The sequence below is a fragment of the Pseudomonas sp. Irchel 3F6 genome, from assembly GCF_900187595.1.
In the GTDB taxonomy this organism is placed as follows: domain Bacteria; phylum Pseudomonadota; class Gammaproteobacteria; order Pseudomonadales; family Pseudomonadaceae; genus Aquipseudomonas; species Aquipseudomonas siliginis.
In genome coordinates this window covers 69,978-94,746 of the sequence record NZ_FYDP01000008.1, presented here as the reverse complement: position 1 = coordinate 94,746, position 24,769 = coordinate 69,978, and the positions used below count along the sequence as shown (strand labels likewise).

28 protein-coding genes are annotated in these 24,769 nt (G+C 60.5%); 14 read left to right on the top strand and 14 right to left on the bottom strand.

Features of this window, described 5'->3' with window-relative positions; all coding sequences use genetic code 11:
* Window positions 1-339 precede the first annotated feature (339 nt).
* Both CKW30_RS23190 and CKW30_RS23185 read left to right on the top strand, forming a co-directional pair.
* Window positions 340-1,137 (top strand): SDR family NAD(P)-dependent oxidoreductase, encoded by a 798-nt coding sequence (locus tag CKW30_RS23190; protein WP_095182032.1) that lies wholly within the window; start codon window positions 340-342, stop codon window positions 1,135-1,137.
* A 21-nt stretch (window positions 1,138-1,158) separates the two neighbouring features.
* Entirely contained in the window at window positions 1,159-1,569 is a 411-nt protein-coding gene (locus tag CKW30_RS23185; RefSeq protein ID WP_095182031.1) for an SRPBCC family protein, read from the top strand.
* 131 nt (window positions 1,570-1,700) lie between these two features.
* Here the strand turns inward: CKW30_RS23185 and CKW30_RS23180 are convergent, their stop codons facing one another.
* Both CKW30_RS23180 and CKW30_RS23175 read right to left on the bottom strand, forming a co-directional pair.
* Window positions 1,701-3,095: a HAMP domain-containing sensor histidine kinase gene (locus CKW30_RS23180; RefSeq protein ID WP_071171796.1), complete on the bottom strand. Its 1,395-nt coding sequence runs from the start codon at window positions 3,093-3,095 to the stop codon at window positions 1,701-1,703.
* Window positions 3,073-3,756, bottom strand: a complete 684-nt coding sequence (locus tag CKW30_RS23175; protein ID WP_016775228.1) for a response regulator transcription factor — start codon at window positions 3,754-3,756, stop codon at window positions 3,073-3,075. The genes CKW30_RS23180 and CKW30_RS23175 overlap by 23 nt, the downstream gene beginning before the upstream one ends.
* Window positions 3,757-4,064: 308 nt before the next feature.
* Here CKW30_RS23175 and CKW30_RS23170 point away from each other — a divergent pair, with 308 nt between their 5' ends.
* The gene (locus tag CKW30_RS23170) at window positions 4,065-4,994 is read left to right on the top strand and encodes a hypothetical protein (RefSeq protein WP_016775227.1); all 930 of its coding nucleotides are present in this window, start codon (window positions 4,065-4,067) and stop codon (window positions 4,992-4,994) included.
* Between the two features lie 179 nt (window positions 4,995-5,173).
* Here CKW30_RS23170 and CKW30_RS23165 read toward each other — a convergent pair whose 3' ends face one another.
* Window positions 5,174-5,533, bottom strand: coding sequence for a DUF6124 family protein (locus CKW30_RS23165; RefSeq protein WP_073471264.1), 360 nt, complete (start codon window positions 5,531-5,533; stop codon window positions 5,174-5,176).
* A gap of 13 nt (window positions 5,534-5,546) precedes the next feature.
* Window positions 5,547-5,912 (bottom strand): DUF6124 family protein, encoded by a 366-nt coding sequence (locus CKW30_RS23160; RefSeq protein ID WP_071171799.1) that lies wholly within the window; start codon window positions 5,910-5,912, stop codon window positions 5,547-5,549.
* Between the two features lie 491 nt (window positions 5,913-6,403).
* Here CKW30_RS23160 and CKW30_RS23155 point away from each other — a divergent pair, with 491 nt between their 5' ends.
* The 4 genes from CKW30_RS23155 (at window position 6,404) to hcnC (ending at window position 10,154) form a co-directional block, all read left to right on the top strand.
* A complete protein-coding gene (locus CKW30_RS23155) occupies window positions 6,404-6,943 on the top strand; it encodes a hypothetical protein (protein WP_095182030.1) in 540 nt (179 codons plus the stop codon).
* 238 nt (window positions 6,944-7,181) lie between these two features.
* Window positions 7,182-7,496: a (2Fe-2S)-binding protein gene (locus CKW30_RS23150; protein ID WP_095182029.1), complete on the top strand. Its 315-nt coding sequence runs from the start codon at window positions 7,182-7,184 to the stop codon at window positions 7,494-7,496.
* The gene (gene hcnB / locus CKW30_RS23145) at window positions 7,493-8,902 is read left to right on the top strand and encodes a cyanide-forming glycine dehydrogenase subunit HcnB (RefSeq protein ID WP_095182028.1); all 1,410 of its coding nucleotides are present in this window, start codon (window positions 7,493-7,495) and stop codon (window positions 8,900-8,902) included. The genes CKW30_RS23150 and hcnB overlap by 4 nt, the downstream gene beginning before the upstream one ends.
* Window positions 8,895-10,154 carry a cyanide-forming glycine dehydrogenase subunit HcnC gene (gene hcnC, locus CKW30_RS23140; protein ID WP_095182027.1) on the top strand — a complete coding sequence of 420 codons (1,260 nt, stop codon included), beginning with the start codon at window positions 8,895-8,897 and terminating at the stop codon, window positions 10,152-10,154. Before hcnB ends, hcnC begins: the two co-directional genes overlap by 8 nt.
* A gap of 121 nt (window positions 10,155-10,275) precedes the next feature.
* On the opposite strand, the gene CKW30_RS23135 is transcribed toward hcnC, so the two are convergent.
* On the bottom strand, window positions 10,276-12,084 hold the full coding sequence (locus CKW30_RS23135; RefSeq protein ID WP_095182026.1) for a monovalent cation:proton antiporter-2 (CPA2) family protein: 1,809 nt from the start codon (window positions 12,082-12,084) through the stop codon (window positions 10,276-10,278).
* A 250-nt stretch (window positions 12,085-12,334) separates the two neighbouring features.
* Here CKW30_RS23135 and CKW30_RS23130 point away from each other — a divergent pair, with 250 nt between their 5' ends.
* Entirely contained in the window at window positions 12,335-13,249 is a 915-nt protein-coding gene (locus CKW30_RS23130; RefSeq protein WP_016775221.1) for a LysR family transcriptional regulator, read from the top strand.
* Here the strand turns inward: CKW30_RS23130 and CKW30_RS23125 are convergent.
* The gene (locus CKW30_RS23125; protein WP_095182025.1) at window positions 13,239-14,009 is read right to left on the bottom strand and encodes a substrate-binding domain-containing protein; all 771 of its coding nucleotides are present in this window, start codon (window positions 14,007-14,009) and stop codon (window positions 13,239-13,241) included. The genes CKW30_RS23130 and CKW30_RS23125 overlap by 11 nt on opposite strands.
* 12 nt (window positions 14,010-14,021) lie before the next feature.
* Window positions 14,022-15,314 carry an MFS transporter gene (locus CKW30_RS23120; protein ID WP_016775219.1) on the bottom strand — a complete coding sequence of 431 codons (1,293 nt, stop codon included), beginning with the start codon at window positions 15,312-15,314 and terminating at the stop codon, window positions 14,022-14,024.
* 881 nt (window positions 15,315-16,195) lie between these two features.
* Between CKW30_RS23120 and CKW30_RS23115 the strand changes: the two genes are divergently transcribed.
* Window positions 16,196-16,504, top strand: coding sequence for an RcnB family protein (locus CKW30_RS23115; protein WP_056789015.1), 309 nt, complete (start codon window positions 16,196-16,198; stop codon window positions 16,502-16,504).
* Between the two features lie 21 nt (window positions 16,505-16,525).
* Here CKW30_RS23115 and CKW30_RS23110 read toward each other — a convergent pair whose 3' ends face one another.
* Window positions 16,526-16,837, bottom strand: a complete 312-nt coding sequence (locus CKW30_RS23110) for a protealysin inhibitor emfourin (RefSeq protein ID WP_041477010.1) — start codon at window positions 16,835-16,837, stop codon at window positions 16,526-16,528.
* Window positions 16,838-16,851: 14 nt separating this feature from the next.
* Window positions 16,852-17,898, bottom strand: coding sequence for a M4 family metallopeptidase (locus CKW30_RS23105; RefSeq protein ID WP_095182024.1), 1,047 nt, complete (start codon window positions 17,896-17,898; stop codon window positions 16,852-16,854).
* A gap of 131 nt (window positions 17,899-18,029) precedes the next feature.
* On the opposite strand from CKW30_RS23105, the gene CKW30_RS23100 reads away from it, so the two are divergent.
* Window positions 18,030-18,368: an FKBP-type peptidyl-prolyl cis-trans isomerase gene (locus tag CKW30_RS23100; RefSeq protein ID WP_095182023.1), complete on the top strand. Its 339-nt coding sequence runs from the start codon at window positions 18,030-18,032 to the stop codon at window positions 18,366-18,368.
* A 134-nt stretch (window positions 18,369-18,502) separates the two neighbouring features.
* On the opposite strand, the gene CKW30_RS23095 is transcribed toward CKW30_RS23100, so the two are convergent.
* The 3 genes from CKW30_RS23095 to ftrA all read right to left on the bottom strand — a co-directional run bounded on the left by CKW30_RS23095 (window position 18,503) and on the right by ftrA (window position 20,318).
* Window positions 18,503-18,811 (bottom strand): helix-turn-helix domain-containing protein, encoded by a 309-nt coding sequence (locus CKW30_RS23095; protein ID WP_095182022.1) that lies wholly within the window; start codon window positions 18,809-18,811, stop codon window positions 18,503-18,505.
* Window positions 18,812-18,814: 3 nt separating this feature from the next.
* Entirely contained in the window at window positions 18,815-19,138 is a 324-nt protein-coding gene (locus tag CKW30_RS23090) for a type II toxin-antitoxin system RelE/ParE family toxin (protein WP_095182021.1), read from the bottom strand.
* A gap of 190 nt (window positions 19,139-19,328) precedes the next feature.
* Complete coding sequence (gene ftrA / locus CKW30_RS23085) at window positions 19,329-20,318, bottom strand: transcriptional regulator FtrA (RefSeq protein WP_095182020.1); 990 nt, start codon at window positions 20,316-20,318, stop codon at window positions 19,329-19,331.
* 101 nt (window positions 20,319-20,419) lie between these two features.
* Between ftrA and CKW30_RS23080 the strand changes: the two genes are divergently transcribed.
* Entirely contained in the window at window positions 20,420-20,848 is a 429-nt protein-coding gene (locus CKW30_RS23080) for a rhodanese-like domain-containing protein (protein ID WP_095182019.1), read from the top strand.
* A 60-nt stretch (window positions 20,849-20,908) separates the two neighbouring features.
* On the opposite strand, the gene CKW30_RS23075 is transcribed toward CKW30_RS23080, so the two are convergent.
* Window positions 20,909-21,154, bottom strand: coding sequence for a hypothetical protein (locus CKW30_RS23075; protein ID WP_095182018.1), 246 nt, complete (start codon window positions 21,152-21,154; stop codon window positions 20,909-20,911).
* Window positions 21,155-21,180: 26 nt separating this feature from the next.
* Here CKW30_RS23075 and CKW30_RS23070 point away from each other — a divergent pair, with 26 nt between their 5' ends.
* From CKW30_RS23070 to CKW30_RS23060, 3 genes are all read left to right on the top strand, one after another.
* Complete coding sequence (locus CKW30_RS23070; protein ID WP_095182017.1) at window positions 21,181-21,960, top strand: ABC transporter substrate-binding protein; 780 nt, start codon at window positions 21,181-21,183, stop codon at window positions 21,958-21,960.
* Window positions 21,961-22,159: 199 nt separating this feature from the next.
* The gene (locus CKW30_RS23065; protein WP_095182016.1) at window positions 22,160-23,272 is read left to right on the top strand and encodes a succinylglutamate desuccinylase/aspartoacylase family protein; all 1,113 of its coding nucleotides are present in this window, start codon (window positions 22,160-22,162) and stop codon (window positions 23,270-23,272) included.
* Between the two features lie 182 nt (window positions 23,273-23,454).
* Window positions 23,455-24,171 carry an alpha/beta hydrolase gene (locus tag CKW30_RS23060; protein WP_095182015.1) on the top strand — a complete coding sequence of 239 codons (717 nt, stop codon included), beginning with the start codon at window positions 23,455-23,457 and terminating at the stop codon, window positions 24,169-24,171.
* Here CKW30_RS23060 and CKW30_RS23055 read toward each other — a convergent pair.
* The gene (locus CKW30_RS23055; RefSeq protein WP_095182014.1) at window positions 24,161-24,718 is read right to left on the bottom strand and encodes a hypothetical protein; all 558 of its coding nucleotides are present in this window, start codon (window positions 24,716-24,718) and stop codon (window positions 24,161-24,163) included. The two genes, CKW30_RS23060 and CKW30_RS23055, sit on opposite strands and share 11 nt — an antisense overlap.
* Window positions 24,719-24,769: the final 51 nt, after the last annotated feature.

The following is a 24,769-nucleotide window of genomic DNA, read 5'->3' as shown; positions in this document are numbered from 1 at the left end:
TGCCCCTCACCCTAGCCCTCTCCCGGAAGGAGAGGGGACTGACCGGGGGATATTCAGGTAATACGCCGACGTGAAAGGTCTTCTCTGAATCCATAATCGCTATGGTCTTTCAGGTCGAGGGCAAACTCAGCACAACTCGATCGGTTCCCTCTCCCCCGGGAGAGGGCTAGGGTGAGGGGCTACGGTCTGCCAGACACAGGGGATCGTCGATCAAACAACATCCCCGTCACCGGTCGGCAGCTCAACCATGCCGGCAATATCGCAACTACGCTGATCCATGCTTCTGAAATCGTCGCTAAAGTCGAGCGCGGTGGAACTCCTTGCTAATGAGGTAAACGCATGAAGATCGATCTGAGTGGAAAACTGGCCATCGTCAGCGGCAGTACCGGCGGCATCGGTCTGGGCATCAGCCAGTCGCTGGCCGAAGCCGGGGCGACGGTGGTGGTGATCGGTCGTGACACGGCTAAGGTCGAGCAGGCGCTGGCGAGCATACGCCAAGCGGTGCCCAGCGCGCAGTTGCGCGGTCTGACCGCTGATCTGGGCACGGCCGAGGGCGCGGAAAAGCTGTTCGCCGCCGAACCGCGCGCGGACATTCTGGTGAACAACCTCGGCATCTTCAACGACGTCGATTTCTTCGAGACTCCCGACAGCGAGTGGACGCGCTTCTACGAGGTCAACGTGATTTCCGGCGTGCGCCTGGCGCGGCATTATGTGCCGGCGATGGTTGAGCAGGGCTGGGGCCGGGTGATCTTTCTGTCATCGGAATCCGGCGTGGCGACGCCGGCTGACATGCTCAATTACGGCGTGACCAAAAGCGCCAACCTGGCGGTGTCCCACGGCCTGGCCAAACGTCTGGCTGGTACCGGTGTTACGGTCAATGCGATCCTGCCGGGGCCGACTTTCACCGATGGTCTGCAGGACATGCTCAGAGACGCGGCCGCCGAGTCCGGGCGGGAGCTGCGCGACGAAGCCGACGCCTTTGTGCGCAAGGCCCGTCCGACCTCGATCATCCAGCGCGTGGCGGATGTTTCGGAAGTGGCGCATCTGGTCACGTACATTGCTTCACCGCTGTCCTCGGCTACCACGGGCGCAGCCTTGCGCGTTGATGGCGGCGTGGTCGACAGCCTGACTATCTGAATTTTCCAAAAGAGAGGTTTTATGCCAACTGCATCCGCAACCATCGACATCCCGGCCTCGGCCGATCAGGTCTGGCAATTGATCGGCGGCTTCAACACGCTGCCGGACTGGCTGCCGTTGATCACCAACAGTGAACTGAGCGAAGGCGGGCGAGTGCGCACGCTGAAAACTGCTGACGGGGGTGTAGTGGTCGAACGTCTGCAGACATTCGATAACGCCGCAAAAACCTACAGCTATTCGATTGAACAGGCACCGTTTCCGGCCAGCGATTACCTGGCGACGATCAAGGTTGAAGCCCAAGGGCAGGGCGCGCGGGTGACGTGGTCGGGGCGCTTCAATGCGGTCGGCGTGAGCGATGAAGAAGTGGTGGCGCTGTTCAACGGCATCTACCAGGGCGGTCTCGAAGCCTTGCGGGCCAATTACCCAACCTGAGACGCAGATCGTTCCCACGCTTTGCGTGGGAATGCAGCCCGGGACGCTCTGCGTCCCATTTCGAAAGCCGGAACGCGGAGCGTCCCTTGAGGCATTCCCACGCGGAGCGTGGGAACGATCGGCGCGAGACGTCAGGCCTGACTGATCAAACTCTGCCGACAATCCAGCACCAGTTTCGCCCCACCCAGATCACTGCTGCCGACTTCAAGACTGAAGCCGTGCAAGCTGACTATCGCCGCAACGATCGACAACCCCAGACCAAAACCACTCTGCGGCTGGCCACCCTCGGTGCGGTAAAACCGCTGGAACACCGCTTCACGTTCTGCCTCGGGAATCCCCGGGCCTGAATCGTGAACCTCGATCCGTGTCTGGCCACCTGCATTGACCCCACGCAACATCACCGTGCCGCCGGGCGGGGTGAATTTGATCGAGTTGCTCAGCAGGTTCGCCAACGCTTCGAACAGCAACGCGCGGTCGCCATTGAGCGGCGGCAGCGTCTCCGGCATGTTCAGTTGAAAGCGCAGATCGCCTTCCTCGGCCAGCGGCAGATAGAACTCGTGCAACTCCTCCAGCAAACGCACCGGATCAAGTTCGACGAAACCTGAACGGCGCTGGCGATCTTCCAGTTCGGAAATCCGCAGCAATCCGCGAAACCGCGCCATCAGCGTGTCCGCCTCAGCCAGTACCAGATCCAGTTGCGCCGCCTCTTGCGAACCTTCACCCGCCTGTTGCTGCATCCGATACAACTGCGCGCGCAAACGGGTCAGCGGCGTGCGCAAGTCGTGGGCGATGTTGTCGCAGACGCCCTTGACCTCGTTCATCAAGCGCTCGATGCGCTCGAGCATGGCGTTGACGATGGCGGCGAGCATGTCCAGTTCATCGCGGCGATTGGACAGCGGCAAGCGGTGCGTCAGGTCACCGGCGACGATGGCCTGGGCACTGTTCTGAATCGCGCGGATGCGCTGCAACGGCCGACGCCGCAGCAGATGCCAACCGGCGACCCCGGGAATAATCGTCAGCGACACGCCCCAGAACAACGCGTGCAAAATGATCCGCGTCACCGCGAACAGCGAACCGTTGTCACGCAGCAGCACCAGCCAGCGCCCGTCGCGGGTTTGCGTGGCAACGGCATCGCAGCTGTCGTTCGGCAGGGTCGGATCGTCGGAATCGGCGCACTCGGCGAGCATGTGGATCTTGCCGTCGAGTGGCAGTCCTTCGGGAATTTGCTGAAGTGCGCCGCCCAGGTAAACGCCGTCCGCGCTGAACAGACCATAGGCGTCAATACCACGGATATCGAAGGTCATGCTGGCCGCGAGCGCGTCTTCGAGTTGCTCGCCGCGAAAATGCGAGAACAGATGCTGGCGTTGCATCAACGAATGTTTGGCCAGTTTGTCGAGGTAGCCGGATACCTCGTAGTACATGACCCCCATGAGGATCGCGCTCCACGCCACGAACAGCGAGCTGTACAGCGCCAGCAAGCGGCTGCTGGACGAGCGCCAGCCGTCAGACGGGTTCGGCAATGACATAGCCGGAGCCCCGTACCGTGCGGATCAGCGGAACGTTGCCGGCTGCGTCGATCTTCTTGCGCAGACGGCCGATGTGCACGTCGATCAGGTTGGTGCCCGGGTCGAAGTGATAACCCCAGACCTCTTCGAAAATCATCATCCGCGAGAGAATCTGGCCGCTGTTGCGCATCAGAAACTCGAGCAGTTTGTATTCGGTGGGCAACAGCGTCAGCACCTGTCCGGCGCGGCGGGCTTCATGGCTGATCAGGTCGAGTTCGAGGTCAGCGACGTTCAATGTCGTGGCCTGGGTGGCGACGCTGTTCTGTCGGCGCAGCAATACTTCCACCCGCGCGGCCATTTCATCGGTGGCGAACGGTTTGGTCAGGTAGTCATCGCCACCGGCGCGCAAACCGCGCACGCGCTCATCGACATCGGAGAGGGCGCTGATCATCAGAATCGGCGTCGCCACGCCCATGGTGCGCAGGGTGGTGACGATGGCCAGACCATCCAGCTCGGGCAACATGCGGTCGAGGGTGATCAGGTCGTAGTTGCCGCTGACGGCACGGTCGAGGCCCTCGCGGCCATTGTCGACCCAGTCGACATCCAGCCCGTGGCTGCTCAGTTCGGCAACGATTTCCCGCGCGGTCACGGCGTCGTCTTCGATGGTCAAGATACGAGTCATAGGCAGGCCTGCTGATCGGTTCAAACGGAATGGCAGCATTTTGCCAAGAATTTACCGTGACGCTTTAAATTAACTTTCATCTTCGTCGCGACGGTGAATCGGAATTGATCGGATTTGCCAGTCAGCCATCAATGCAGAAAACCCGCCGGCGCTGACCATTTATTGCAAATTGCACGGATCAGCGAAGTTCAAACTTTATAACCTGTTGAAAATAAAGAGTTTATTTAGTTTCTGTAACTGGCACGGTCACTGCAATTCCTCACCTGACGAGTTGTAACACCATTTTTCATGCCTGGAGCAGTACAACAATGAATAGATCCCCTGATGGCTATTATCCTGCCGTGGAAGAGTCGAGCAGCGTCTCAGGCGTGTCCTGGGGCGCGATCTTCGCCGGTGCTGCGGCGGCCGCTGCGCTGTCGATGATTCTCGTGCTGCTCGGTTTCGGTCTGGGCTTTTCGGCGGTTTCACCGTGGGCCGGAGAGGGCGTCAGCGCCAAGGGGCTGGGCATTTCGACGATTGTCTGGCTGGCTGTCACGCAGATCATTGCTTCCGGCATGGGCGGCTACATTGCCGGTCGTCTGCGGGTGAAATGGGCGAACATGCACGGTGACGAAGTCTACTTCCGCGACACCGCCCACGGCTTCCTCGCCTGGTGCGTCGCCACGTTGGTCACCGCTGTGCTGGTGGTCGGTTCGGTCAGCAGCGTCGTCAGCGGCGGTGTGCAGGCTGGGGCTAACGTCGTCGGCGGTGCTGCCGGTGCCATGAGCCAGGCCGCCGGTTCTGCCGCAGCCAATACTGACAGCGATCAGTACGGCTACTTCGTTGACAGTCTGTTCCGTGACGACCGTCCGGCTGCCGTCAGCGATGACGCCGCACGCGGCACCGTGACCCGCATCTTCGCCCAGAGCCTGGCCAACGGTCAGCTCAGCGCCGAAGACCGCACCTACCTCGCACAACTGGTATCGCAACGTACCAACCTGAGCCAAGCGGATGCTGAACGTCGTGTCGACGAAATTTACGCCAACACCCAGAAAGCCATCGCTGACGCCAAACTGAAAGCTCAGCAAGCGGCCGATACCGCCGCGAAAGTCGCTGCCTACACCTCGCTGTGGATGTTCGTCGCGCTGCTGGCCGGTGCGTTCTTTGCCAGCCTCGCAGCCACCTTCGGCGGTCGTCGTCGCGATGCGGTCGAGTACGTTGAAGTCGACACCTACACCACTACCACTCCGGTCCGTTAAAAAGGAGAGTCACCATGCGCTCATTACTGCTGTTTTTCCTCGGCGTACCGATCCCGATCATCATCCTGATCGCCCTGTTCGTACACTGATCCCTCTGAGGCAGGATGCCTCTGCCGCTTTCATCTTCGGGTGAAAGCGGCTTTTTTGCGTTTGGGAACTGCAAACGCAAGCTTGGTGAATTACCCGGTCGGCACGACATTATCCAGCGCTTTGTTCACGGCCAATTCTCCCAACATCACCACTTGCGCAATGCCCAACAGGGTATTGCGCCGTGAGCCTTCGAGCATCCCGGCAAAGTCACCGAGCATCACCGTGGCGGACGCCAGGGATTCGCACGCGTTGACCAGCAAGGATTCGGTGTCGGATTGCGGGTTGACCATGAACAGAGTATTGGGGCTGTACGGCGTGGCGTTGATCCTGGCCGGCGGATTGGAAGGTATGTGTGACATCAGCTGAAACTCCGATGAGAGCCGCTTGGTGTGAGAGAGAACGCCACGGGGTGACGTGCACGCTGGCAGTGAGGGAGCACGCCCCCTCATACCTCGGTTGCGGCTAGTTCGACACGCGTCGGCTGTCGAGCACGCGATTGACGACCAGCTCACTCAGCATGATCACCTGCTGCAACATCAGCAGCGAACGGCGCTTTGCAGGCTCGATGACGTTGCTTATTTCGCGGGCCATGTCGTTCGCCGCAGCCAGCGATTCACAGGCTTCGAGGAGCAAGGTTTCCTCGTCCACCGTTGGGTCGACGAGAAAGATCCGGCCCGGTTGACGATTGGGAATCGTAGTCTTCAGGGTTTGCGGATCGAGATAAAAGTTGATGGCGCGAGTGGCGGCGTCTTTTATGCGCTGAGGCTCCAGAGCGGGGTCGTACGGGATCGAATCGGCTTCTGGCGGGTTTGGCGTTACTTTGAACATGGATGACTCTCTATCTTGAAGGAATGAAGAGCCGTCACTATCGCTACCAAACGAAGGGTGGCGGCCACGCGCAGGTTGGTAGACCGGTCAAGATAGTTAACCCCGGCGCTCACGAATGAGCCCCACGCATGGTCACCATGAAGAGCTGACCCTCAAAGGAGGGGCCGCTTAAAGGGACGCGATACAACTATCAAGAAACGGGCTACCAAACCCGATCACTGTTTTGCAGTGACAGGGAAACGATATAGCCCTACCGATAGCCGTGTAAGCCGGCGGATTCTGATGCACCCGTAGGCAGCGACGCAAGGCGTTGTAGGTCCGATGCCGTAACAGCGCGTGTGATTTAAACATGATCGAAAAAATTGCGTTTATCCACTGCGCAAGGGCCGGCATGCCTGAGCCTTTTGCTTTCGGCAACTCAACAAAGCGACAATCGGTTCCCGAAGTGCCCTAGCTTCACTCCCCCGATTTTTCAATTAAGGAAGAACACGTTGGACAAGAAGGAAACCAAACGCCAGGTCAGCGAAATGCTCGATGGGGGGCGCTCGAAAACCGAGACTTTCAAGGCATTCTCCGGTGGTGCGCTGAAAGACAAGGCGCTGGCGTACCTGATCGGCTCACGCCCCGATCCGAATCTGATTGAACGACACGCCGGCAAGATCAAGATCCTTCTCGGACTGACTTACGTTCAGGCGCTGATCGGTCTGGTGGGCGGCTATCTCCTCGGGCTGACCATCAGCACCGGTTTCGCCATCGGACTTGGTTTGTTCGCCGGTGGCGTGCCTTTGCTTTTTGCCTGGGGTTTCTATCGCAACGCGGCCCATGCCTATACGGTGTACGTGATGCTCTCGATCAGCCAGATGCCGCGCATGTTCAAGGAATATGCGGATGACCCGATCGGTACGGTGATCGGCGTGGCAATCACGCTGGCGATGATTTTCTACGTCGCGTGGTTGAAGAACCTGCTGTTCCCCGACCTCGGTTTCTTCGGCGCAAAGAAAATCAAAGGCCAGTTCGTCTTCTCCAACTAATCGTTACCATCCCGCCATTTTCACTGGCCTGGATCAATATTTCGCGTGGCGATGTCGCCTACCGTAAATGACCCAGGCCTTTGCTGAGGTATGAGCTACAGTGCTTCTCGCGCACCTTGTTGCGCTGGCGAAGTATCCGCGTCGACGTTGAAAACACAGCAAGAAAAGCGTCGACGAGGCGTAGTGCAGCAAGGAGCTGTCACAACCTCAACTGAATCTTCACGGACGAACACCGTAAATGAACTGCCTAGAAAGAACCTTCGATATCCAGCCCTTGGTGCAGGCGGACATGACCGTGCACATCAATGGCCAAGCGGTCAGCGCCGCCATCGGCGAAACCGTCCTCAGCGTCATCCAGTCCCTCGGCGTGCGCCAGATCGCACGCAACGACCACGATCAGATCAGCGGCGCCTATTGCGGCATGGGCGTGTGCCAGTGCTGCCTGGTGAAAATCAACGGTCGCCACAAACGCCGCGCCTGCCAGACCGTAGTGCGCGACGGCATGCTGATTGAAACCCAGATCAACCGCGTCGTCGCGCAGGAGGTCGTATGAGCCTGCAACCGTTGATCGTTGGCGGCGGGCCGGCGGGGATGGCGGCGGCCATCGAACTGGCGCGCCACGGCGTGCGCTGCACCTTGCTCGAAGAGGCTTCGCGCCTCGGCGGTGTGGTCTATCGCGGGCCGTTGCGCGATGGCGTGCAGCTGGATTATCTCGGCCCGCGTTATTCCGAAGCACTGGACAAACTGCACGGTGAATTTCAGCAGCAGTCAGGGCTGATCGACGTGCGCCTCAACCATCGCGTGGTCGGCGCTGAAGGCACTCGCACTCTGGTGGTGCTCGATGGCGATGAACAGCTGCACGAGATCGCTTATTCGCAACTGCTGCTGGCCGCCGGTTGCCATGAACGCAGCGCACCGTTTCCCGGCTGGACATTGCCGGGAGTGATCCTGCTTGGTGGTCTTCAATTGCAGATCAAGAGTGGCGTGGTCAAGCCGCAAGGGCCGGTGATCATCGCCGGCACCGGGCCGTTGCTGCCGCTGGTTGCGACCCAGTTGCATGCCTCTGGCGTGCGCGTCGCCGGCGTCTACGAGGCGTGTGCGTTCGGCAAGATCGCCCGCGAGAGTCTGGCGCTGTTGAACAAACCGCAGCTGTTCCTCGACGGCTTGAGCATGCTCGCTTACCTCAAGTTGCACGGCATCCCGATGAACTACGGTTGGGGGGTGGTCGAAGCCCACGGCGACGGCGAGTTGAAAAGCGTCAGCGTCGCGCCGTATTCGTCGACGTGGGAGGCGGATCTGTCGCGGGTCGAGCGTTTCGAAGCGCAGACGCTGGCGGTCGGTTACGGTTTTATTCCGCGCACGCAATTGAGCCAGCAGATGGGCCTTGATCACGGCTTCAGCGCCGATGGCTATCTGCGTGCCAACGCCAATGTCTGGCAGCAAAGCAGCGTGGCGCATGTGCATCTGGCCGGCGACATGGGCGGGATCCGCGGCGGCGAAGCGGCGATGCTCGCCGGCAAGATCGCCGCCACTTCGATCCTCCTGCAACGCGGTGTGCTCGACGCCGAGCTGGCCCGGGTGCGCCGCGATCGTTACGCGAGCAAGCTCAGAGCGATCGTGCGCTTTCGTGCGGCGGTGGATCGCTACACCGAGCGCGGCGTTGGTCAGATCGCTTTGCCCGCAGCCGACACGGTGATCTGCCGCTGCGAACATGCGACCCGCGCCGACATCGATCTGGCGCTGGAGCAGGGTGTGCAAGACATCGCCAGCCTGAAAATGCGCACCCGCGTGAGCATGGGCGATTGTCAGGGGCGGATGTGCGTCGGCTATTGCAGCGATCGCCTGCGCCAGGCCACCGGACGTCAGGATGTCGGTTGGCTGCGCCCACGCTTTCCAATCGATCCGGTACCGTTTTCCGCGTTCCAGTCCCTCGGCACGGAGGGCGCTTGCCATGAGTAAGTTCTACGACGTGGTCATTGCCGGTGGCGGCGTGATCGGCGCCTCCTGCGCCTACCAATTGTCCAAACGCAAAGATCTCAAGGTGGCACTGATCGACGCCAAGCGCCCCGGCAATGCGACCCGTGCTTCGGCGGGGGGGTTATGGGCGATCGGCGAGTCGGTCGGCCTCGGTTGCGGGGTGATTTTCTTTCGCATGATGTCGGCCAACCGCAAGCGCGAAACCCAGGGCGCTGCGGTAGCGGTGGACGCCAGTACGCCGCATATTCTGCCGCAGTCGTTTTTCGATTTTGCCTTGCAATCCAATGCGCTGTACCCGGCGCTGCATCGCGAGCTGAAAGACAACCACGGCATGGATTGCAAGTTCGAAAAGACCGGATTGAAATTCGTGATCTATGACGACGAAGATCGGCTCTACGCCGAGCACATCGTCGGCTGCATTCCGCATCTGGCCGATCAGGTGCGCTGGCTCGATCAAGCGGCGTTGCGCGCGGCCGAACCGAGTGTCAGCCATGAGGCGCGCGGGGCGCTGGAGTTTCTCTGCGATCATCAGGTCAGTCCGTTCCGCCTCGCCGATGCCTACATGGAAGGCGCGCGGCAGAACGGCGTCGACCTCTTCGTCAATACCAACGTCACCGGCGTGCTGCATCACGGCACTCGCGTGACCGGCGTGCAGACGGCGGAGGCGGGGGTGTTCCACTGCAAGACGCTGATCAACGCCGCCGGTGCCTGGGCGGCGGATCTGAGTGAGTGGGCCACGGGGATTCGCATTCCGGTGAAACCGGTGAAAGGGCAGATTCTGCTGACCGAACGCATGCCGAAAATCCTCAACGGCTGCCTGACCACCAGCGATTGCTACGTGGCGCAAAAGGACAACGGCGAAATCCTTATCGGCAGCACCACCGAAGACAAAGGCTTCGACGTCACCACCACCTACCCGGAAATCGCCGGGCTGGTGCAGGGCGCGGTGCGCTGTCTGCCGGAGCTGGCGGACGTCAACCTCAAGCGCACATGGGCGGGGCTGCGCCCGGGCTCGCCGGATGAGTTGCCGATCCTCGGGCCGATGCGTGGGGTCGAGGGTTATCTGAATGCTTGCGGGCACTTCCGCACCGGCATTCTGACGTCGGCGATTACCGGTGTGCTGCTGGATAAACTGGTGAATGACGAACCGCTGCCGCTGGATATCACGCCGTTTCTGGCGGATCGGTTTGCAGTCGCGCCGGTCGAGCCCGCCCCCGCGCTGGAACGGGCCTGACCCAATCCCCTGTGGGAGCGAGCCTGCTCGCGGATGCAATCTGTCAGTGAAGTATTGGGTGACTGACACGACGCTTTCGCGAGCAGGCTCGCTCCCACAGTTGGATCTGCGCAAGGCACGATCAGGACTTGCGCGCTTCTTCTTCGAGCTGATCCGATTCAAACAATTTGGCCAGTTCCGCCCGGGCTTCCTGGGCGGTCTGCAGGACTTTGGCGGCGTCGTCGTAGACGGCGTGTTGCGCCTCCAGCACCTGTTCGTCGTGATGCTTGAAACGCTTGATCCGCGCATCGGCCTGGGCTTGGGTCAGACCGAGGCCGACCAGCGTGCGCCGGCTCATTTCCAGGCTCGAATAATAGGTCTCACGAATCGCTTCCGCGCCGACATCCACCAGGCGATGCACGTGCTGACGGTTACGCGCGCGGGCGATGATTTTCATGTGCGGATAGAGCTTGTGCACCACTTCGGCAGTCTTGATGTTGGTCTCCGGATCGTCCGTGGCAATGACGAAATACTCCGCTTCGCCAACCTTCGCCGCGTGAAGGATTTCCGGGCGCATCGGGTCGCCGTAGAACACTGGCACACCGCCGAAGCTGCGTGACAGTTCGATGGTTTCCACCGAGGTGTCCAGCGCAACGAACTTGATGTTCTGCGCGCGCAGAATCCGCGCCACGATCTGGCCCATCCGGCCCATGCCGGCAATCACTACGCGGGGCGCTTCGGTGTCGATTTCGCGGAATTTCTCCGGCACTTCCACCGGCTGCACTTTCGGGCTGACCAGCCGTGCGCAGATCAACAGCAGCAACGGCGTCAGCGCCATCGACAGGGTGATGGTCAGCACCAGCAAGTCGTACAGCCGTGGCTCGAACAGGCCCTGATCGCGACCGATCTTGAACACCACGAAGGCAAACTCACCGCCGGCAGCGAGGACGATGCCGAGGCGAATTGCGCTGATTTTGTTCAATCCTCCTGCCAGACGTCCGACGACGAACAGCAGCGGCAATTTCAGACCGATCAGCAGCAGAGTCAGGCCCAGCACGGTGATCGGCGCGCTCAACAACAGGCTGAGATTGGCGCCCATGCCGACGCTGATGAAAAACAGCCCGAGCAGCAGGCCCTTGAACGGTTCGATCTGCGCTTCCAGCTCATGCCGGTATTCCGAATCCGCCAGCAGCAGACCGGCGAGAAACGCGCCCAACGCCATCGACACGCCGACCAGATCCATCAGCCACGCCGTGCCGATCACCACCAGCAACGCGGTGGCGGTGGACACTTCCGGTAGCCCGGTTTTCGCCACCACGCGGAACACCGGACGCAGCAGATATCGCCCGCCGATCACCACCACGGCAATGCCGCCGAGCACCTGCAAGCTGTGACGAATATCGTCGGCGGTGCTGGTGTGATGATCGACGCCGGCGAGCATCGGCACCAAGGCAATCAGCGGAATCGCGGCGATGTCCTGGAACAGCAGAATCGCAAACGCGAGACGCCCGTGGGGGCTGGTCAGTTCCTTGCGTTCGGCAAGGCTTTGCAAGCCAAAGGCAGTGGAGGACAGCGCCAGACCGAGGCCCAGCACAATCGCGCTGTTCAGCGGCTGGCCGAACACCGCCAGTGCCAGCACGCCGATCACCGACGCGGTCAGCAGCACCTGCGCCAGACCGACGCCGAACACCGATTTGCGCATCACCCACAAGCGCCGCGGCGACAATTCGAGGCCGATGATGAACAGCAGCAACACCACGCCCAGCTCGGAGATATGCGCAACGCTTTGCGGGTTGCCGATCAGGCCGAGCACCGACGGGCCGATGATCACCCCGGCAAACAGATAACCGAGCACCGCGCCCAGTTGCAGACGTTTGGCCAAAGGCACGGTGAGCACGGCCGCGAACAGAAACACGACAGCGGCTTGCAACAGATTGCCTTCATGGGGCATTGGAACGACTCCTGACTACGGGTACGGCGGGGGTGACAAGGATAAGGGTTACGCGGTCTCCAGACCATTCGAGATCCAATGTGGGAGCGAGCCTGCTCGCGAATGCGCTGGGTCAGTCACCTATCCATAGACTGATGCTCCGCATTCGCGAGCAGGCTCGCTCCCACAAGGGCAGCTTTCATCAGGCCTGTAATAATTTGCATCAACTGGTTACATTTATAACCCCTGCGCATCAATTTCCGGAAACGCCATGGCCATCAACTTCGACCTCAACGACCTGCAAGCCTTTCGCGCGGTGGTCGAGCAGGGCAGTTTTCGCAAGGCTGCCGACACCGTGCGCCTGTCGCAACCGGCGCTGAGCCGGCGCATCGAAAAGCTCGAAGACGCCCTTGGCGTGAAACTGTTCGAGCGCACCACCCGCAAGGTCAGCCTGACCCAGGCCGGGCGCGGCTTCATGCCCAGCGTCGAGCGCTTGCTGGATGATCTCGACATTGCCTTGCTCGGCATCAGCGAAGTCGCCTCGACCCGACTGGGCCATGTCACCGTCGCCTGCGTGCCGTCGGCGGCGTACTACTTCATGCCCCGCGTGGTCGCGCGCTATCACCAGCAGTTTCCACGGATCAAGGTCAAAGTCCTCGATTCCAGCGCCCACGATGTGTTGAGTGCGGTGGTCAATGGCGAGGCGGATTTCGGTTTGAGTTTTCTCGGCACGCAGGATGCCAAAGTCGAGTTCGAACCGCTTGTGCAGGAGTGCTACGTTGTCGCCTGTCGTCGCGATCATCCGCTGGCCGGGCGCAGCAGCGTCAGTTGGGACGAGTTCTATCAGCAGGATTACATCGCGCTGGACAAGACTTCGGGCAATCGCTTTCTGCTCGATCAGGCCTTGGGCGGGGTGGTGCCGCAGCGTCAGAGTATCTGCGAGACGCGGCATGTGACGACGATGATCGGCTTGGTGGAGGCGGGGCTAGGCGTGGCGGCGGTGCCGTTGATGGCGATGCCCGGGCCGGATCATCCGATCCTGACGCGGGTGCCACTGATTGAGCCGCAGGTGATGCGCAGTGTCGGCATCATCAAGCGCCGGGATCGCACGTTGACCCCGGCGGCACTGGAACTGGAGCGGCTGGTCGTGGAAATGCGCGTCCAGCCGCCAACGATCAACGCTTGACCGAATCCAGCCCGGTGGCCTGCACGTCAGCCTGAGCGGCCGGTGCCGCGAGGTAGGCGAGCAGGGCCTTGGCTTCTTGCGGATGCTCGGCCTTGACCGGAATGCCAGCGGCAAAACGTGTCACCGACTGTACCGATTCCGGAATTTTCGCGACGAAGCTCACGCCCGGCACCGGCAGCAATTCGCTGACCTGCTGGAAGCCCAACTGATAGTCGCCAGTGGCGACCACCGAGCCGACCGGGATCCTGGCGATCATCTTGGCTTTCGGTTTCAACTGATCTTCGATGCCGAGTTTCTTGAACAGCTGCTGCTCGATATACACGCCGCTGGCGCTGTCGGAGTAGGCCACCGACTGCGCATCAAGCAGGGTTTTCTTCAGGCCGTCGACGCTGCTGATGTCCGGTTTCGCCGCGCCTTCGCGAACCACCATGCCGATCCGCGAATCCGCCAGTTCAACGCGGGAGGCCGGGTCGACCTTGCCTTGTTTGATCAGCTCATCAAGAGCGTAACCGACCATGATCACCACGTCGGCGTGCTCGCCGCGTGCCAGACGGTTGGGAATCGCTTCCGGCGCCTTGCCCATCGACGGGCCGAGGCTGGTGGTCAGCGTGTTACCGGTGGCGGCGGCAAATTTCGGCCCGAGGATCTTGTAGGCGGCAGTGAAACCACCGGAGGTCATCACGCTGAGTTCTTCGGCCTGGGCCGCGAAGTTGAATGCGAGACCGGCGAGCAGGGCGGTGACAGTAGAAAGTTTTTTCATGGCGAGTTTTCCTCAGGCCGCGACAGGTTGCAGACGACCACCGGCACGGCGGTACAAGTAAAGAGTGGCGCACAGAGCGCACAGGGCACCGATGCTCATCCAGTAGCCTGGCGCGGCTTTGTCGCCGGTGTACTGGATCAGGAAGGTCGACATCGCCGGGGTGAAACCGCCGAAGATCGCCGTGGCCAGGCTGTAAGCCAGGGAGAAACCGGCGACGCGCACTTCCACCGGCATGATTTCGGTCAGCGCCGGAATCATCGCGCCGTTGTACAAGCCGTAAATGAAGGACAACCACAGCAGCGACAGCAGCATGTTGGTGAAGCTCGGCGCCTGCACCAGGAACGACAGCGCCGGATAAGTCGTGGCCAGTGCAAGCAAGGCCATGCCGATCAGCACTGGGCGACGGCCGATACGGTCGGACAACGCACCACCAATCGGCAGCCAGAAGAAGTTCGACACGCCCACCAGCAGCGTTACCAGCAACGCGTCGGATGTGCTCAGGTGCAGCACGGTCTTACCGAAGGTCGGTGCGTACACGGTGATCAGGTAGAACGCGGTGGTGGTCAGCGCGACCATCAACATTCCGCCGAGTACCACGCCCCAGTTCTGGCCGAGGGTGCGGAACACTTCGCGCATGCTTGGACGGTGTTTGCGTGCGGCGAACTCTTCGGTTTCCGCCAGGTTGCGGCGCAGGAAGAAGATGAACGGGACGATCATGCAGCCGACGAAAAACGGAATGCGCCAGCCCCAGGCGGCCACGGCTTGCGGCTCCATCCACTGGTTCAGACCGTAGCCCAGCGCTGCCGCGACGATGATCGCCACTTGCTGGCTGGCCGACTGCCAAGCGGTGAAAAAGCCTTTGCGGCCCGGCGTAGCGATTTCGGACAGATACACCGAGACACCACCGAGTTCCGCGCCGGCGGAGAAGCCTTGCAGCAGTCGCCCGATCAACACCAGCGCCGGGGCGAACAGGCCAATGGTTTCGTAGCCGGGCACCAGCACGATCAATATCGTGCCGCTGGCCATGATCGACAGGGTGACGATCAGACCTTTGCGCCGGCCGACGTCATCGATGTAGGCGCCGAGCACAATGGCGCCGAGCGGACGCATCAGGAAGCCTGCGCCGAACACCGCGAACGTCATCATCAGCGAGGCGAACTCGCTGCTCGCCGGGAAGAACACCGCCGCGATCTGCGTGGCGTAGAAGCCGAACAGAAAGAAGTCGAACTGTTCGAGGAAGTTGCCCGAGGTCACCCGGAAGATGGCACCGGCCCGCGAGCCGTTGGTTGGGATTGAGGCTGTCATTGAAAAGTACTCCACCGCTTTTATGACGTGCGCTACGGAGAGGCGGCGCACGGTTTTTATTGAGGTGGATGGTGGCGCAGATGTAACAATCTGTTAATTGCATTGTTGGCATGGATTGATGCGTGGGGCGGATCAATGGCTTCAGTGCCTGGCGCATTTGTGGGAGCAAGCCTGCGTCGCGTCGGGCGATGATTTGTTCTGGCTGACCGGGTACATATCCGTTGCTGCGGTCATGGCCGCTTAGGGTTTCGCCCTTACGGCGACTCACTTTTTTTACAAACGCCTAAAAAAAGTAAGCAAAAAAACGCTTGCTCCTGCGTTCGGCCCTCGCAGGCTCGGGTTCCTTCGCTGCGGGATCGATCCGGGCGCAGCGGCTACGGTTTGCTTCGCTGCACCTCCTTCCGCTGTGTTCGACTTCGTCGAACGGTCGCTGCGCTCCCACCCCCGGATCAATCCCTCCACTCAGCCTTCCGACGTCGCCGGTGGATCAAGATCAAGAGCGGTACTCGAGCTAACGCTCGTCGTTGAGTGGGGCGGCTTCGCCGCGGGCAGCTGCGCTGCTTTGCTTTTCTGGTGGGGGCGAGCCTGATCGCGACGACGGCCTGCAGGTGAACCCGTTTCCATCGAATTCACGCGATCCAACTGTAGGAGCTGCCGAAGGCTGCGATCTTTTGATCTTGCTTTGCTTGGTTTTGTAGGAGAGGACCGGAGCTCTGGACAATAATTGCGCTGTAATACCAATCCCTGTGGGAGCTGGCTTGCCAGCGATGGCGGTCTGATGGACAAAGCCTTCTAACGGCCGCATCCGGCAAAAAACAAGGAATGTTTCCCGCGCCACGCAGTCGGAGTTCAGGTACTACCCATCTGAAAGAGGTTCACCGATGAACAGCAAAACCCTAATCGCCAGCCTGGCCCTTGTTGCCGGTATTGCCGGGATCACGCCCGTTGTTCAAGCGGCGCAAACCTCCAGCGAACCCGCCGTGCAATCGCCGACCAGCGATCGCCAACTGAAGGTCAACGACCGCGCTCCAGAAATGTACCAGCGCGAAGACAAGGCGCTGAAAAACTGGAAAGCCAAAGGTCTGAAAGCGCCGATCGAGCAGGCGCAGTGGGTGCAGATCAATGACAAGTACGTGATGGTGATGATCACCAACGGCACGATTGTCGAGATGCATCCCGTCGAGAAATAGCCTGAACATCGGGGGGAGCGTTTACAGAAGCTCCCCCTTGTCCCAAAGCTGCACCAGCTCCCCAGGCGCCCGATCCTCTGGCACCTTCAACACCATTTCCCCTGACGGGTAGCGCACCTCAATCTGGTAGAAGCGCTGATCCCCACGGCCGGATTCGCTGCTGTCCAGTGGCAGGCAACCTTCGAGCACCGAGCATATTCTCGAACGCTGACTGATGTCGCATTGCGCGAATTCGATTTCCCGTGGGCGGCTCAGGCTGTGAATCGCTGCAACGCCACCCTGGCGAGATACGCGCAAAACGGAATCTTTATCCAGCTCGGGTAGCGTTTTCATACGGTCTCCTCGGATTATTCGATACCGACCTGTGCCCAGGCTTGCTGCACCGTGTCGGCTGCTTCGGCGCCGAAGCGCTGGCCAGCATGGTCGATCGTCAGTTTCGCGAACGCGTCGAACGTTGCGTCCTGTTTCAAACGGTCATCACACAGCGTGTCGTACCAGATGTGTCCGGCCTTTTCCCAAGCGAAGCCGCCAAACGCTCGCGCTGCCAGGTAAAACGCGCGGTTGGGAATGCCGGAGTTGATGTGCACGCCGCCATTGTCTTCGCTGGTGATGACGAACTTGCGCATGTGATCCGGTTGCGGATCCTTGCCCAGCATCGGGTCGTCGTATGCCGTGCCGGGGTGCGACATCGAGCGCAGGCCCTTGCCTTGGATCTGTGGCATCAGCAGGTCGGCGCCGATCAGCCAGTCTGCCTGCTCGGAGGTTTGGCCGAGGATGTATTGCTTGATCAACACGCCGAATACATCCGAGAGCGACTCGTTCAGCGCGCCGGACTGGTTGGCATAAATCAGCCCGGCTTCGCTTTCGGTGACGCCGTGGGCCAGTTCATGGCCGATGACGTCGAGCGAGCGGGTGAAGCGCTGGAAGATTTCGCCATCGCCGTCACCGAAAACCATCTGCGCGCCATTCCAGAACGCGTTTTCGTAGGCTTGCCCGTAATGCACGCTGCCGATCAGCGCGAATCCCTGATTGTCGATCGAGTCGCGACCGAGCACTTTCCAGAAGAAATCATAGCTGGCGCCCAGCGCATCGTAAGCCTCGTCGACCGCCGGATCTCCCGATGCCGGCTGGCCCTCGAGGCGCACCGGCATGCCCGGCAAGAGCATTTTGTTCTGCGCATCATGCACACTGCGCCGCGCCAGGCCAGGCTTACTCGCTTCCGGCAGAATCGCCCGCGCGGGCGGCTGCGAAGGGCGTCCGGGGTTGGGCAGCAGACTGCGTACATGGTTGAGCGTCTGCATCGCGGCGTTGCGCTGCGGCTCGGAACCGTGGGCGATGATGCGGTTGAGGATGTAGGGCGGGATGAAACTGCGCAGCAATCGAGAGTCGGTCATCTAAGCATCCTTGTCGTCATACGATGTCGATACACATGTGAGCGGCAAGGCGTGTTTTCGGTTCCATGGATTGCCATCGCCGCCGGATTCTGCGAAAAACGCCGCCTGCGAACATCTCAAGAGCCAACGACATGACAGACGAACTGCAAATCATCGACCTGCAACCGGGCGACGGCAAAGCCGCGGTGAAAGGCGCGCTGATCACCACCCAATACACCGGCTGGCTGGAAGACGGCACTGAATTCGACTCGTCCTGGAGCCGAGGCAAACCGTTTCAGTGCGTGATCGGCACTGGCCGGGTGATCAAAGGCTGGGATCAGGGGCTGATGGGCATGCAGGTCGGCGGCAAACGCAAATTGCTGGTACCGGCGCATCTGGGCTACGGCGAGCGGAGCATGGGCAAGATCCCGCCGAATTCGAATCTGGTGTTTGAAATTGAGTTGCTGGAGGTTTTGACGCGGGAGGATTGAAGGGGAGGAATCATCCAGCGGAACTCCTGTGCAGCTGGATGATGTCGATGGTTAACTGCGAAGTTGCATGCTATTCAACTCCCTCGATTTCAAAACTCGGAATACAGGGTGGACATTGCCACGCAAAGCCAGTGTCAGGCCCATTGCAACGGGCCTGACGCAAAGCAAATGTCCACCTCCAGCCTTGCAGCAGCTGACAGGTTGACCAACGCATCCAGCGAGAATTTGTCGATTTTCCCGTTGAGTACATCATTGAGGCGTGGCTGCGAGATTCCCAATCTCTGTGCCGCGTCCTTTTGAGGGAGCTCCCACGCTCGAATGGTCTCGCAAAGCGAACGCATGAGCTTGGCTCGCAGACGCATGTTGGCAGCTTCCTGAGGCGTGTCCTCCAATGCATCCCATACACTGGAAAATCGTTGGGATGAGTCTTGATGTTCCTTCATGGCTTAACCTATTTCCTGATATCTGGCCCGGGCCAGTTCGATGTCTCTAATTTCCGTTTTACGTGTGGTTTTGTGCATGGCGTGAAGCACATAGATTGCTTCAGGTCGATTGACTACATAAAACACGCGAAACGCCCCTGAGTCCTCGGTGATCCTGATTTCATTAACACCGCGTCCTACGGTTTTCACAGGGCGCCAATCGAGTGGGGCATCACCCTGTTGCAACAGGTCCAGCTGAAACCCCGCCGCTCTTCGGGCATCAACCGGGAACGCTTTGAGATCTTTCAACGCGCTTCCCACGAACACCACATCCTTGTGTTTCGGCATCGGCTTGTCCTGTGTCAAAAGGAAAAGCGTAATAGCTGAACGTAAGCGGCGACGGTGAGTTTTATTGCAAGAAATGCCAGTGCCGTTTGATTTTCAGGTTATATCAGAATCAATATAAAGCAAGCCGCATTTTCCGTTTCACAATTTTCACCGCGAGCGTTTCTGCCGGCCTCGCCGTCAACGTCAGCGCTTAAAACGCTGCGGGATGGAACGAAAGCTTGTTGCTTCGCCCAAACCGCTCCCGATAAACCGACGGCGGTACGCCCACCACGCTGCGGAACGCCACACGAAAACTTTCCACCGAGCGATAGCCGCAGCGCTGGGCGATCTGCTCGGTGTGTTGATGGGTGCTCTCGAGCAGCTCCCGCGCTCGCGCCAAGCGTTCATGTTGCAGCCACGCCTTGGGCGTTTGCCCGCTGGCTTCGGTGAAGCGCCGCAGAAACGTGCGCTCGCTCATTGCCGCTTCACTGGCCAGGTCGCGCACTTCCAGTGGTTCGTGCAGGCGTTCGCGGGCCCATTGCATGACGCGCGACAGGTCGCTGCGGGGTGTCGGGCTGACCGGGGTGGGGATGAATTGGGCCTGGCCGCCGGTGCGTTGTGGCGACATGACCAGTCGCCGCGCGACGGCGTTGGCGACCTGCGTGCCGAAGTCACGTGTCACCAGATGCAGGCAGGCGTCGATGCCGGCGGCGCTGCCGGCGGAGGTGATCAGTTGACCGGCGTCGACGTAGAGCACGTCCGGATCGACCTCGATCGCCGGGAAGCGTTGCGCCAGTTCACCGGTGTAGCGCCAGTGCGTGGTGGCGCGGTGGCCGTCGAGCAGGCCGCTCGCGGCGAGGACGAACACGCCCGAGCAGATCGACAGCAAACGCGCGCCTCGGTCATGGGCCTGACGCAACGCGTCGATCAGCGCAGGCGGTACCGGGGCGTTGCGGTCGCGCCAGCCCGGAATGACGATGGTGCGCGCTTCGGCGAGTAATTCCAGGCCACCATCGGCCAGTACCTGAATGCCACCCATGGCGCGCATCGGGCCTGGATCGACTGCAGCAATCGCATGCTCGTACCAAGGGAAATCGAACTCTGGTCGGGCCAGGCCGAAGATCTCCACGGCAATGCCGAACTCGAACGTGCAGAGGCCATCGTAGGCCAGAATGGCAACCAGATTGGGCTGAGTGAGCATTTGGCGGAAAACTCCCGGTCGGTGTCTTGCGCGCCACTGTAGCGGCAAGCGCCGTCTCGATAAAGTCTGTTCATCCCCCACAGACAAAGGAGCAACACAACATGATCAGCCTGGTTCGCGAAATCCCCGCCGCACCTTCGGCGATTGCCCTGATGCATTTCAGCAATCGTCTGACCTTCGAAACCGATTGTTCCGACGTGTTCAGTAGCCAAGAGGCCGGGGAGGTCGACTTCGTTCTGGTGGATGTGCGCGGCCCATTGGCGTTCGAGCGCGGCCATGTACCCGGCGCGATCAATATCCCGACACGCTTGCTCACGGCGGAGCGCTTGGCCGATTACCCGAAACACACTTTGTTCGTAGTCTATTGCGCCGGGCCGCATTGCAATGGGGCGAACAAGGCTGCGGTGAAGCTGGCGGCGTTGGGTTATCCGGTGAAAGAGATGATCGGCGGCGTCACCGGATGGCTCGATGAAGGTTTCGAACTGAGCGCGGCGTCAGTGGCCAATACACCTGTCGCCTGCGAATGCTGACGTTTCTGTAGGAGCTGCCGAAGGCTGCGATCCTCTGATCTTGATCTCAAAAAAACAAGATCAAAAGATCGCAGCCTCCAGCAGCTCTACGGGGGATCGGCGTTTCTTGCTCTGAAAACAGTCTTGTTCTACATCCTTCGCACCAACACGGCGCACGCGTTTACTCTCGTCAAAGTGATCGCCGATGTTCTGTAAGTATTTGTCGCTTAAAAACAATTGCCTCCGTGCGCGCCGCCATAGACTGCCGGCCACTTCGGTTTTTGCCGTTAGAACGCCATGACCGAACGCTGACTCGAAAGCTGCCAATAAAAGCCTCCGCACGGGAGTAATAAATGAAAAAGCTAGTGATGTTCGGTGCCCTGGCACTGTCGATGTTGTCCCTGACCGCTGTGGCCGAAGACGCCAAGCCGATCCGCATCGGTATCGAAGCCGGGTACCCGCCATTCTCGATGAAAACCGCTGACGGCAAACTCACTGGTTTTGACGTGGACATCGGTGACGCACTGTGCACGCAGATGAAAGTTAAATGCACGTGGGTCGAGCAAGAGTTCGATGGCCTGATCCCGGCGCTGAAAGTGAAGAAGATCGACGCGATCCTGTCGTCGATGACCATCACTGACGATCGCAAGAAAAACGTCGATTTCACCATCAAGTACTACCACACCCCGGCGCGCTTCGTGATGAAGGAAGGCTCGGGCGTGAAAGACCCGCTGACCGAACTCAAGGGCAAGAAAGTCGGCGTGCTGCGTGCCAGTACCCATGACCGCTACGCGACCGAAGTGCTGGTTCCGGCCGGGATCGAACTGGTGCGCTACGGCTCGCAGCAGGAAGCCAACCTCGACATGGTTTCCGGGCGTATCGACGCGATGCTCGCTGACTCGGTCAACCTCAGCGATGGTTTCCTGAAAACCGACGCCGGCAAAGGCTTCGAATTCGTCGGCCCGACCTACGAAGACGCCAAATACTTCGGCGGCGGCGCTGGCATTGCCGTGCGCAAGGGCGATACCGCACTGGCTGAGCAATTCAACAAAGCCATCACCGAAATCCGCGCCAATGGCGAGTACAAGAAAGTCCAGGACAAGTACTTCGACTTTGACGTGTACGGCCATTAATACGCCGTGAAAAAAAGTGGCCCCGTTTGCGCGGTGGCCACTTTTTTTATGCTTTTTTATTTATGGAAATTCTCTGTGGGAGCGAGCCTGCTCGCGAATGCGGTCTGACATTCGATATCGTCATCGTCTGACCTGACGCATTCGCGAGCAGGCTCGCTCCCACAGGGTTTTACGTAACCCAGCTATTCAGGAGTTTTTCATGCAACGCATCGACCACGTTCTGCCCTGGAGCCACTTGGGCAGCGAGCGCTCCCTCAGCGTGTTCCGCTACGGCGCCGGCAGCCGCAAGGTGTATATCCAGGCCAGCCTGCACGCTGATGAACTGCCGGGCATGCGTACCGCGTGGGAACTCAAGCTGCGCCTGAACGAACTGGAACGGCAGGGCAGTTTGCAGGGCGTTATCGAACTGGTGCCGGTGGCCAATCCGATCGGCCTGGATCAGCATCTGCAAGGCAATCACATGGGCCGCTTCGAATTGGGCAGCGGCAAGAACTTCAACCGCGCGTTCGTCGAGCTCAGCGCCCCGGTGGCGGCGCTGGTTGGCGAGCGTCTGGGCGCGGATGCCGAGGCCAACGTCGCGCTGATTCGCCAGGCCATGGCTCAAGTCTTCGAAGAATTGCCGGCGCCGGCCTCGCAACTGGAGGCCTTGCACCGCTTGTTGCTGCGCCACGCGTGCGACGCCGACATCACCCTCGATCTGCATTGCGACTTCGACGCTGCGATTCACCTCTATGCGCTGCCGCAACACTGGCCGCAGTGGCAATCGCTGGCGGCGCGGCTGAAGGCGGGCGTGGCATTGCTCTGCGAGGACTCCGGTGGCAGCTCGTTCGATGAGTCCTGCTCGACGCCATGGTTGCGTCTGGCCAAAGCATTCCCGAACGCGGCGATTCCGGCGGCGAATCTGGCGACCACGCTGGAGCTGGGCAGCATGGGCGACACCCGCGTCGATCAGGCTCAGGCCAATAGCGAAGCGATTCTGGGCTTTCTCGCCGAGCAGGGTTTCATCAGCGGCGAATGGCCGGCGGCGCCGAGCGAATGTTGTGAAGGTCTGCCGTTTGAAGGCACCGAATACCTGTTCGCCCCGCACCATGGCGTGGTCAGTTTCTTGCGCAATGCCGGCGAGTGGGTAGAGCAGGGCGATGCGCTGTTCGAGGTTGTTGACCCGTTGCAGGATCGCGTGACCACCGTGCGCGCCGGCACCAGCGGGGTGCTGTTCGCGATTGATCGCGGGCGTTATACCGAGCCGGGGATCTGGCAGGCGAAAGTGGCGGGGCGGGTGCCGTTTCGTACGGGCAAGCTGACCAACGACTGACAGGTTGCGGTGAACGTGCGGGCCTCTTCGCGAGCAGGCTCGCTCCCACAGGGGGAACGCATTTCAACGGTGGGAGCGAGCCTGCTCGCGAAAGGGCCATCAGCCACGCCACAAAATTTGGATCCTCAGCCGAGAATGTTAGGCTCCCCCGCGAACCCGACACTCTGTGAAGGAACGCTGCAATGCTGAAATTGTTCGCCCTGCTGACCCTGCTCGCATCCACCGCCGTCCACGCGCAAACCACCCTGCAATCCGACTTGCCGCTCAAATACCTCGAACAGGTCCACGCCGACGCTGAACCACGTCCGCTGGTGATTTTCCTGCACGGTTACGGCAGTAACGAGGCCGATCTGATCGGCATGAAATTTCAGCTGCCGGCGCAGTACAACTACCTTTCCGTGCGCGCGCCGATGACATTGGGTGAAGGACGTTTCCAGTGGTTTCGCAAAAAGGGCGAAGGCGCCTACAACGGCGAGAGCGATGATCTGAAGGTCAGCGGCCAGAAGCTGCGCGACTTTATCGCCCAGGCGGCGAAGAAATATCGCGCCGCGCCGGACAAGGTGTACCTGATCGGCTTCAGCCAAGGCGCGATGATGAGCTACGAAGTGGGCCTGCGCGCGCCGGTGGCCGTCGGCGGATTTGCCGCGTTGAGCGGGCGCTTGTTGCCGGTGCTCAAAGCCGAACTCAAGCCTGGGCAAGCGCCACTGCCGCTGAGCATTTTTATCGGCCACGGCACCGCTGATGATCCGGTGCCTTACCGTCACGGCACCGAGGCCAACGCGCTATTGCAAAAACTCGATTACAAGCCCGAGTTTCACGCTTATCCGGGCGTCGGCCACAGCATCAGTGCGGCCGAATTGCGCGATCTGAATGGCTGGTTGCAGCGGCTCAATCCTTGACGATGGCTTTGATCAAGGCATCGTGAGCTTTCTTGTCGCTGGCGCGGGAAATCACCTGCACCAGCGCCATCTTCGTCCCCGAGCCGGCCAGCAGCGTGGTGTTCAGGGTTTGGCCACCGCCCTGAGTGGCGGTGCTGTCAACCTGACGCAGCCCCAGGCCGGTGCCTTTCTGGGTCAGGCTTTTTTCGCTGAGCTTGTTGAAGTCCGGCAGGGCCTTGCGCTGATCGTCGATGAAACTCGACACGCTGCCGTCGAGAAACTCACCGTCGTTGTCCTTGACGTTCTGCCCAGCCGGGATCTGGTTTTCGGCGGCGATGACCACGGTCTTGGTGGTCTGGTTGGTGTACATCGTGCCCTTGGCCCCGCTCGGGCTGGCGGGCAGCGGGTCGGCGACAAAGCCTTTGGGCAGGACAAAGGCAAACTTACCGTCGAGCAGCGAGACCTTCTCGGTTTTGACTTTTTCCTTGGCGGCGTGCGCGTTGATCGCGGCGAAACCAGCGACGGCCGCCAGCATCAGAACAACGGCTTTTTTGCTCAACAATGACATGTGAATCTCCGGTGAATGGTCGCGCGAGGCGGGCGATCATCCCACGGAGCG

What these genes read in the sequence shown, in the direction of transcription:
- CKW30_RS23190 (WP_095182032.1), top strand. Translation starts at nt 340, where the DNA reads ATGAAGATCGATCTGAGTGGAAAACTGGCCATCGTCAGCGGCAGTACC.
- CKW30_RS23185 (WP_095182031.1), top strand. Translation starts at nt 1,159, where the DNA reads ATGCCAACTGCATCCGCAACCATCGACATCCCGGCCTCGGCCGATCAG.
- CKW30_RS23180 (WP_071171796.1), bottom strand. Translation starts at nt 3,095, where the DNA reads ATGTCATTGCCGAACCCGTCTGACGGCTGGCGCTCGTCCAGCAGCCGC.
- CKW30_RS23175 (WP_016775228.1), bottom strand. Translation starts at nt 3,756, where the DNA reads ATGACTCGTATCTTGACCATCGAAGACGACGCCGTGACCGCGCGGGAA.
- CKW30_RS23170 (WP_016775227.1), top strand. Translation starts at nt 4,065, where the DNA reads ATGAATAGATCCCCTGATGGCTATTATCCTGCCGTGGAAGAGTCGAGC.
- CKW30_RS23165 (WP_073471264.1), bottom strand. Translation starts at nt 5,533, where the DNA reads ATGAGGGGGCGTGCTCCCTCACTGCCAGCGTGCACGTCACCCCGTGGC.
- CKW30_RS23160 (WP_071171799.1), bottom strand. Translation starts at nt 5,912, where the DNA reads ATGTTCAAAGTAACGCCAAACCCGCCAGAAGCCGATTCGATCCCGTAC.
- CKW30_RS23150 (WP_095182029.1), top strand. Translation starts at nt 7,182, where the DNA reads ATGAACTGCCTAGAAAGAACCTTCGATATCCAGCCCTTGGTGCAGGCG.
- hcnB (WP_095182028.1), top strand. Translation starts at nt 7,493, where the DNA reads ATGAGCCTGCAACCGTTGATCGTTGGCGGCGGGCCGGCGGGGATGGCG.
- hcnC (WP_095182027.1), top strand. Translation starts at nt 8,895, where the DNA reads ATGAGTAAGTTCTACGACGTGGTCATTGCCGGTGGCGGCGTGATCGGC.
- CKW30_RS23135 (WP_095182026.1), bottom strand. Translation starts at nt 12,084, where the DNA reads ATGCCCCATGAAGGCAATCTGTTGCAAGCCGCTGTCGTGTTTCTGTTC.
- CKW30_RS23130 (WP_016775221.1), top strand. Translation starts at nt 12,335, where the DNA reads ATGGCCATCAACTTCGACCTCAACGACCTGCAAGCCTTTCGCGCGGTG.
- CKW30_RS23125 (WP_095182025.1), bottom strand. Translation starts at nt 14,009, where the DNA reads ATGAAAAAACTTTCTACTGTCACCGCCCTGCTCGCCGGTCTCGCATTC.
- CKW30_RS23120 (WP_016775219.1), bottom strand. Translation starts at nt 15,314, where the DNA reads ATGACAGCCTCAATCCCAACCAACGGCTCGCGGGCCGGTGCCATCTTC.
- CKW30_RS23115 (WP_056789015.1), top strand. Translation starts at nt 16,196, where the DNA reads ATGAACAGCAAAACCCTAATCGCCAGCCTGGCCCTTGTTGCCGGTATT.
- CKW30_RS23110 (WP_041477010.1), bottom strand. Translation starts at nt 16,837, where the DNA reads ATGAAAACGCTACCCGAGCTGGATAAAGATTCCGTTTTGCGCGTATCT.
- CKW30_RS23105 (WP_095182024.1), bottom strand. Translation starts at nt 17,898, where the DNA reads ATGACCGACTCTCGATTGCTGCGCAGTTTCATCCCGCCCTACATCCTC.
- CKW30_RS23100 (WP_095182023.1), top strand. Translation starts at nt 18,030, where the DNA reads ATGACAGACGAACTGCAAATCATCGACCTGCAACCGGGCGACGGCAAA.
- CKW30_RS23095 (WP_095182022.1), bottom strand. Translation starts at nt 18,811, where the DNA reads ATGAAGGAACATCAAGACTCATCCCAACGATTTTCCAGTGTATGGGAT.
- CKW30_RS23090 (WP_095182021.1), bottom strand. Translation starts at nt 19,138, where the DNA reads ATGCCGAAACACAAGGATGTGGTGTTCGTGGGAAGCGCGTTGAAAGAT.
- ftrA (WP_095182020.1), bottom strand. Translation starts at nt 20,318, where the DNA reads ATGCTCACTCAGCCCAATCTGGTTGCCATTCTGGCCTACGATGGCCTC.
- CKW30_RS23080 (WP_095182019.1), top strand. Translation starts at nt 20,420, where the DNA reads ATGATCAGCCTGGTTCGCGAAATCCCCGCCGCACCTTCGGCGATTGCC.
- CKW30_RS23070 (WP_095182017.1), top strand. Translation starts at nt 21,181, where the DNA reads ATGAAAAAGCTAGTGATGTTCGGTGCCCTGGCACTGTCGATGTTGTCC.
- CKW30_RS23065 (WP_095182016.1), top strand. Translation starts at nt 22,160, where the DNA reads ATGCAACGCATCGACCACGTTCTGCCCTGGAGCCACTTGGGCAGCGAG.
- CKW30_RS23060 (WP_095182015.1), top strand. Translation starts at nt 23,455, where the DNA reads ATGCTGAAATTGTTCGCCCTGCTGACCCTGCTCGCATCCACCGCCGTC.
- CKW30_RS23055 (WP_095182014.1), bottom strand. Translation starts at nt 24,718, where the DNA reads ATGTCATTGTTGAGCAAAAAAGCCGTTGTTCTGATGCTGGCGGCCGTC.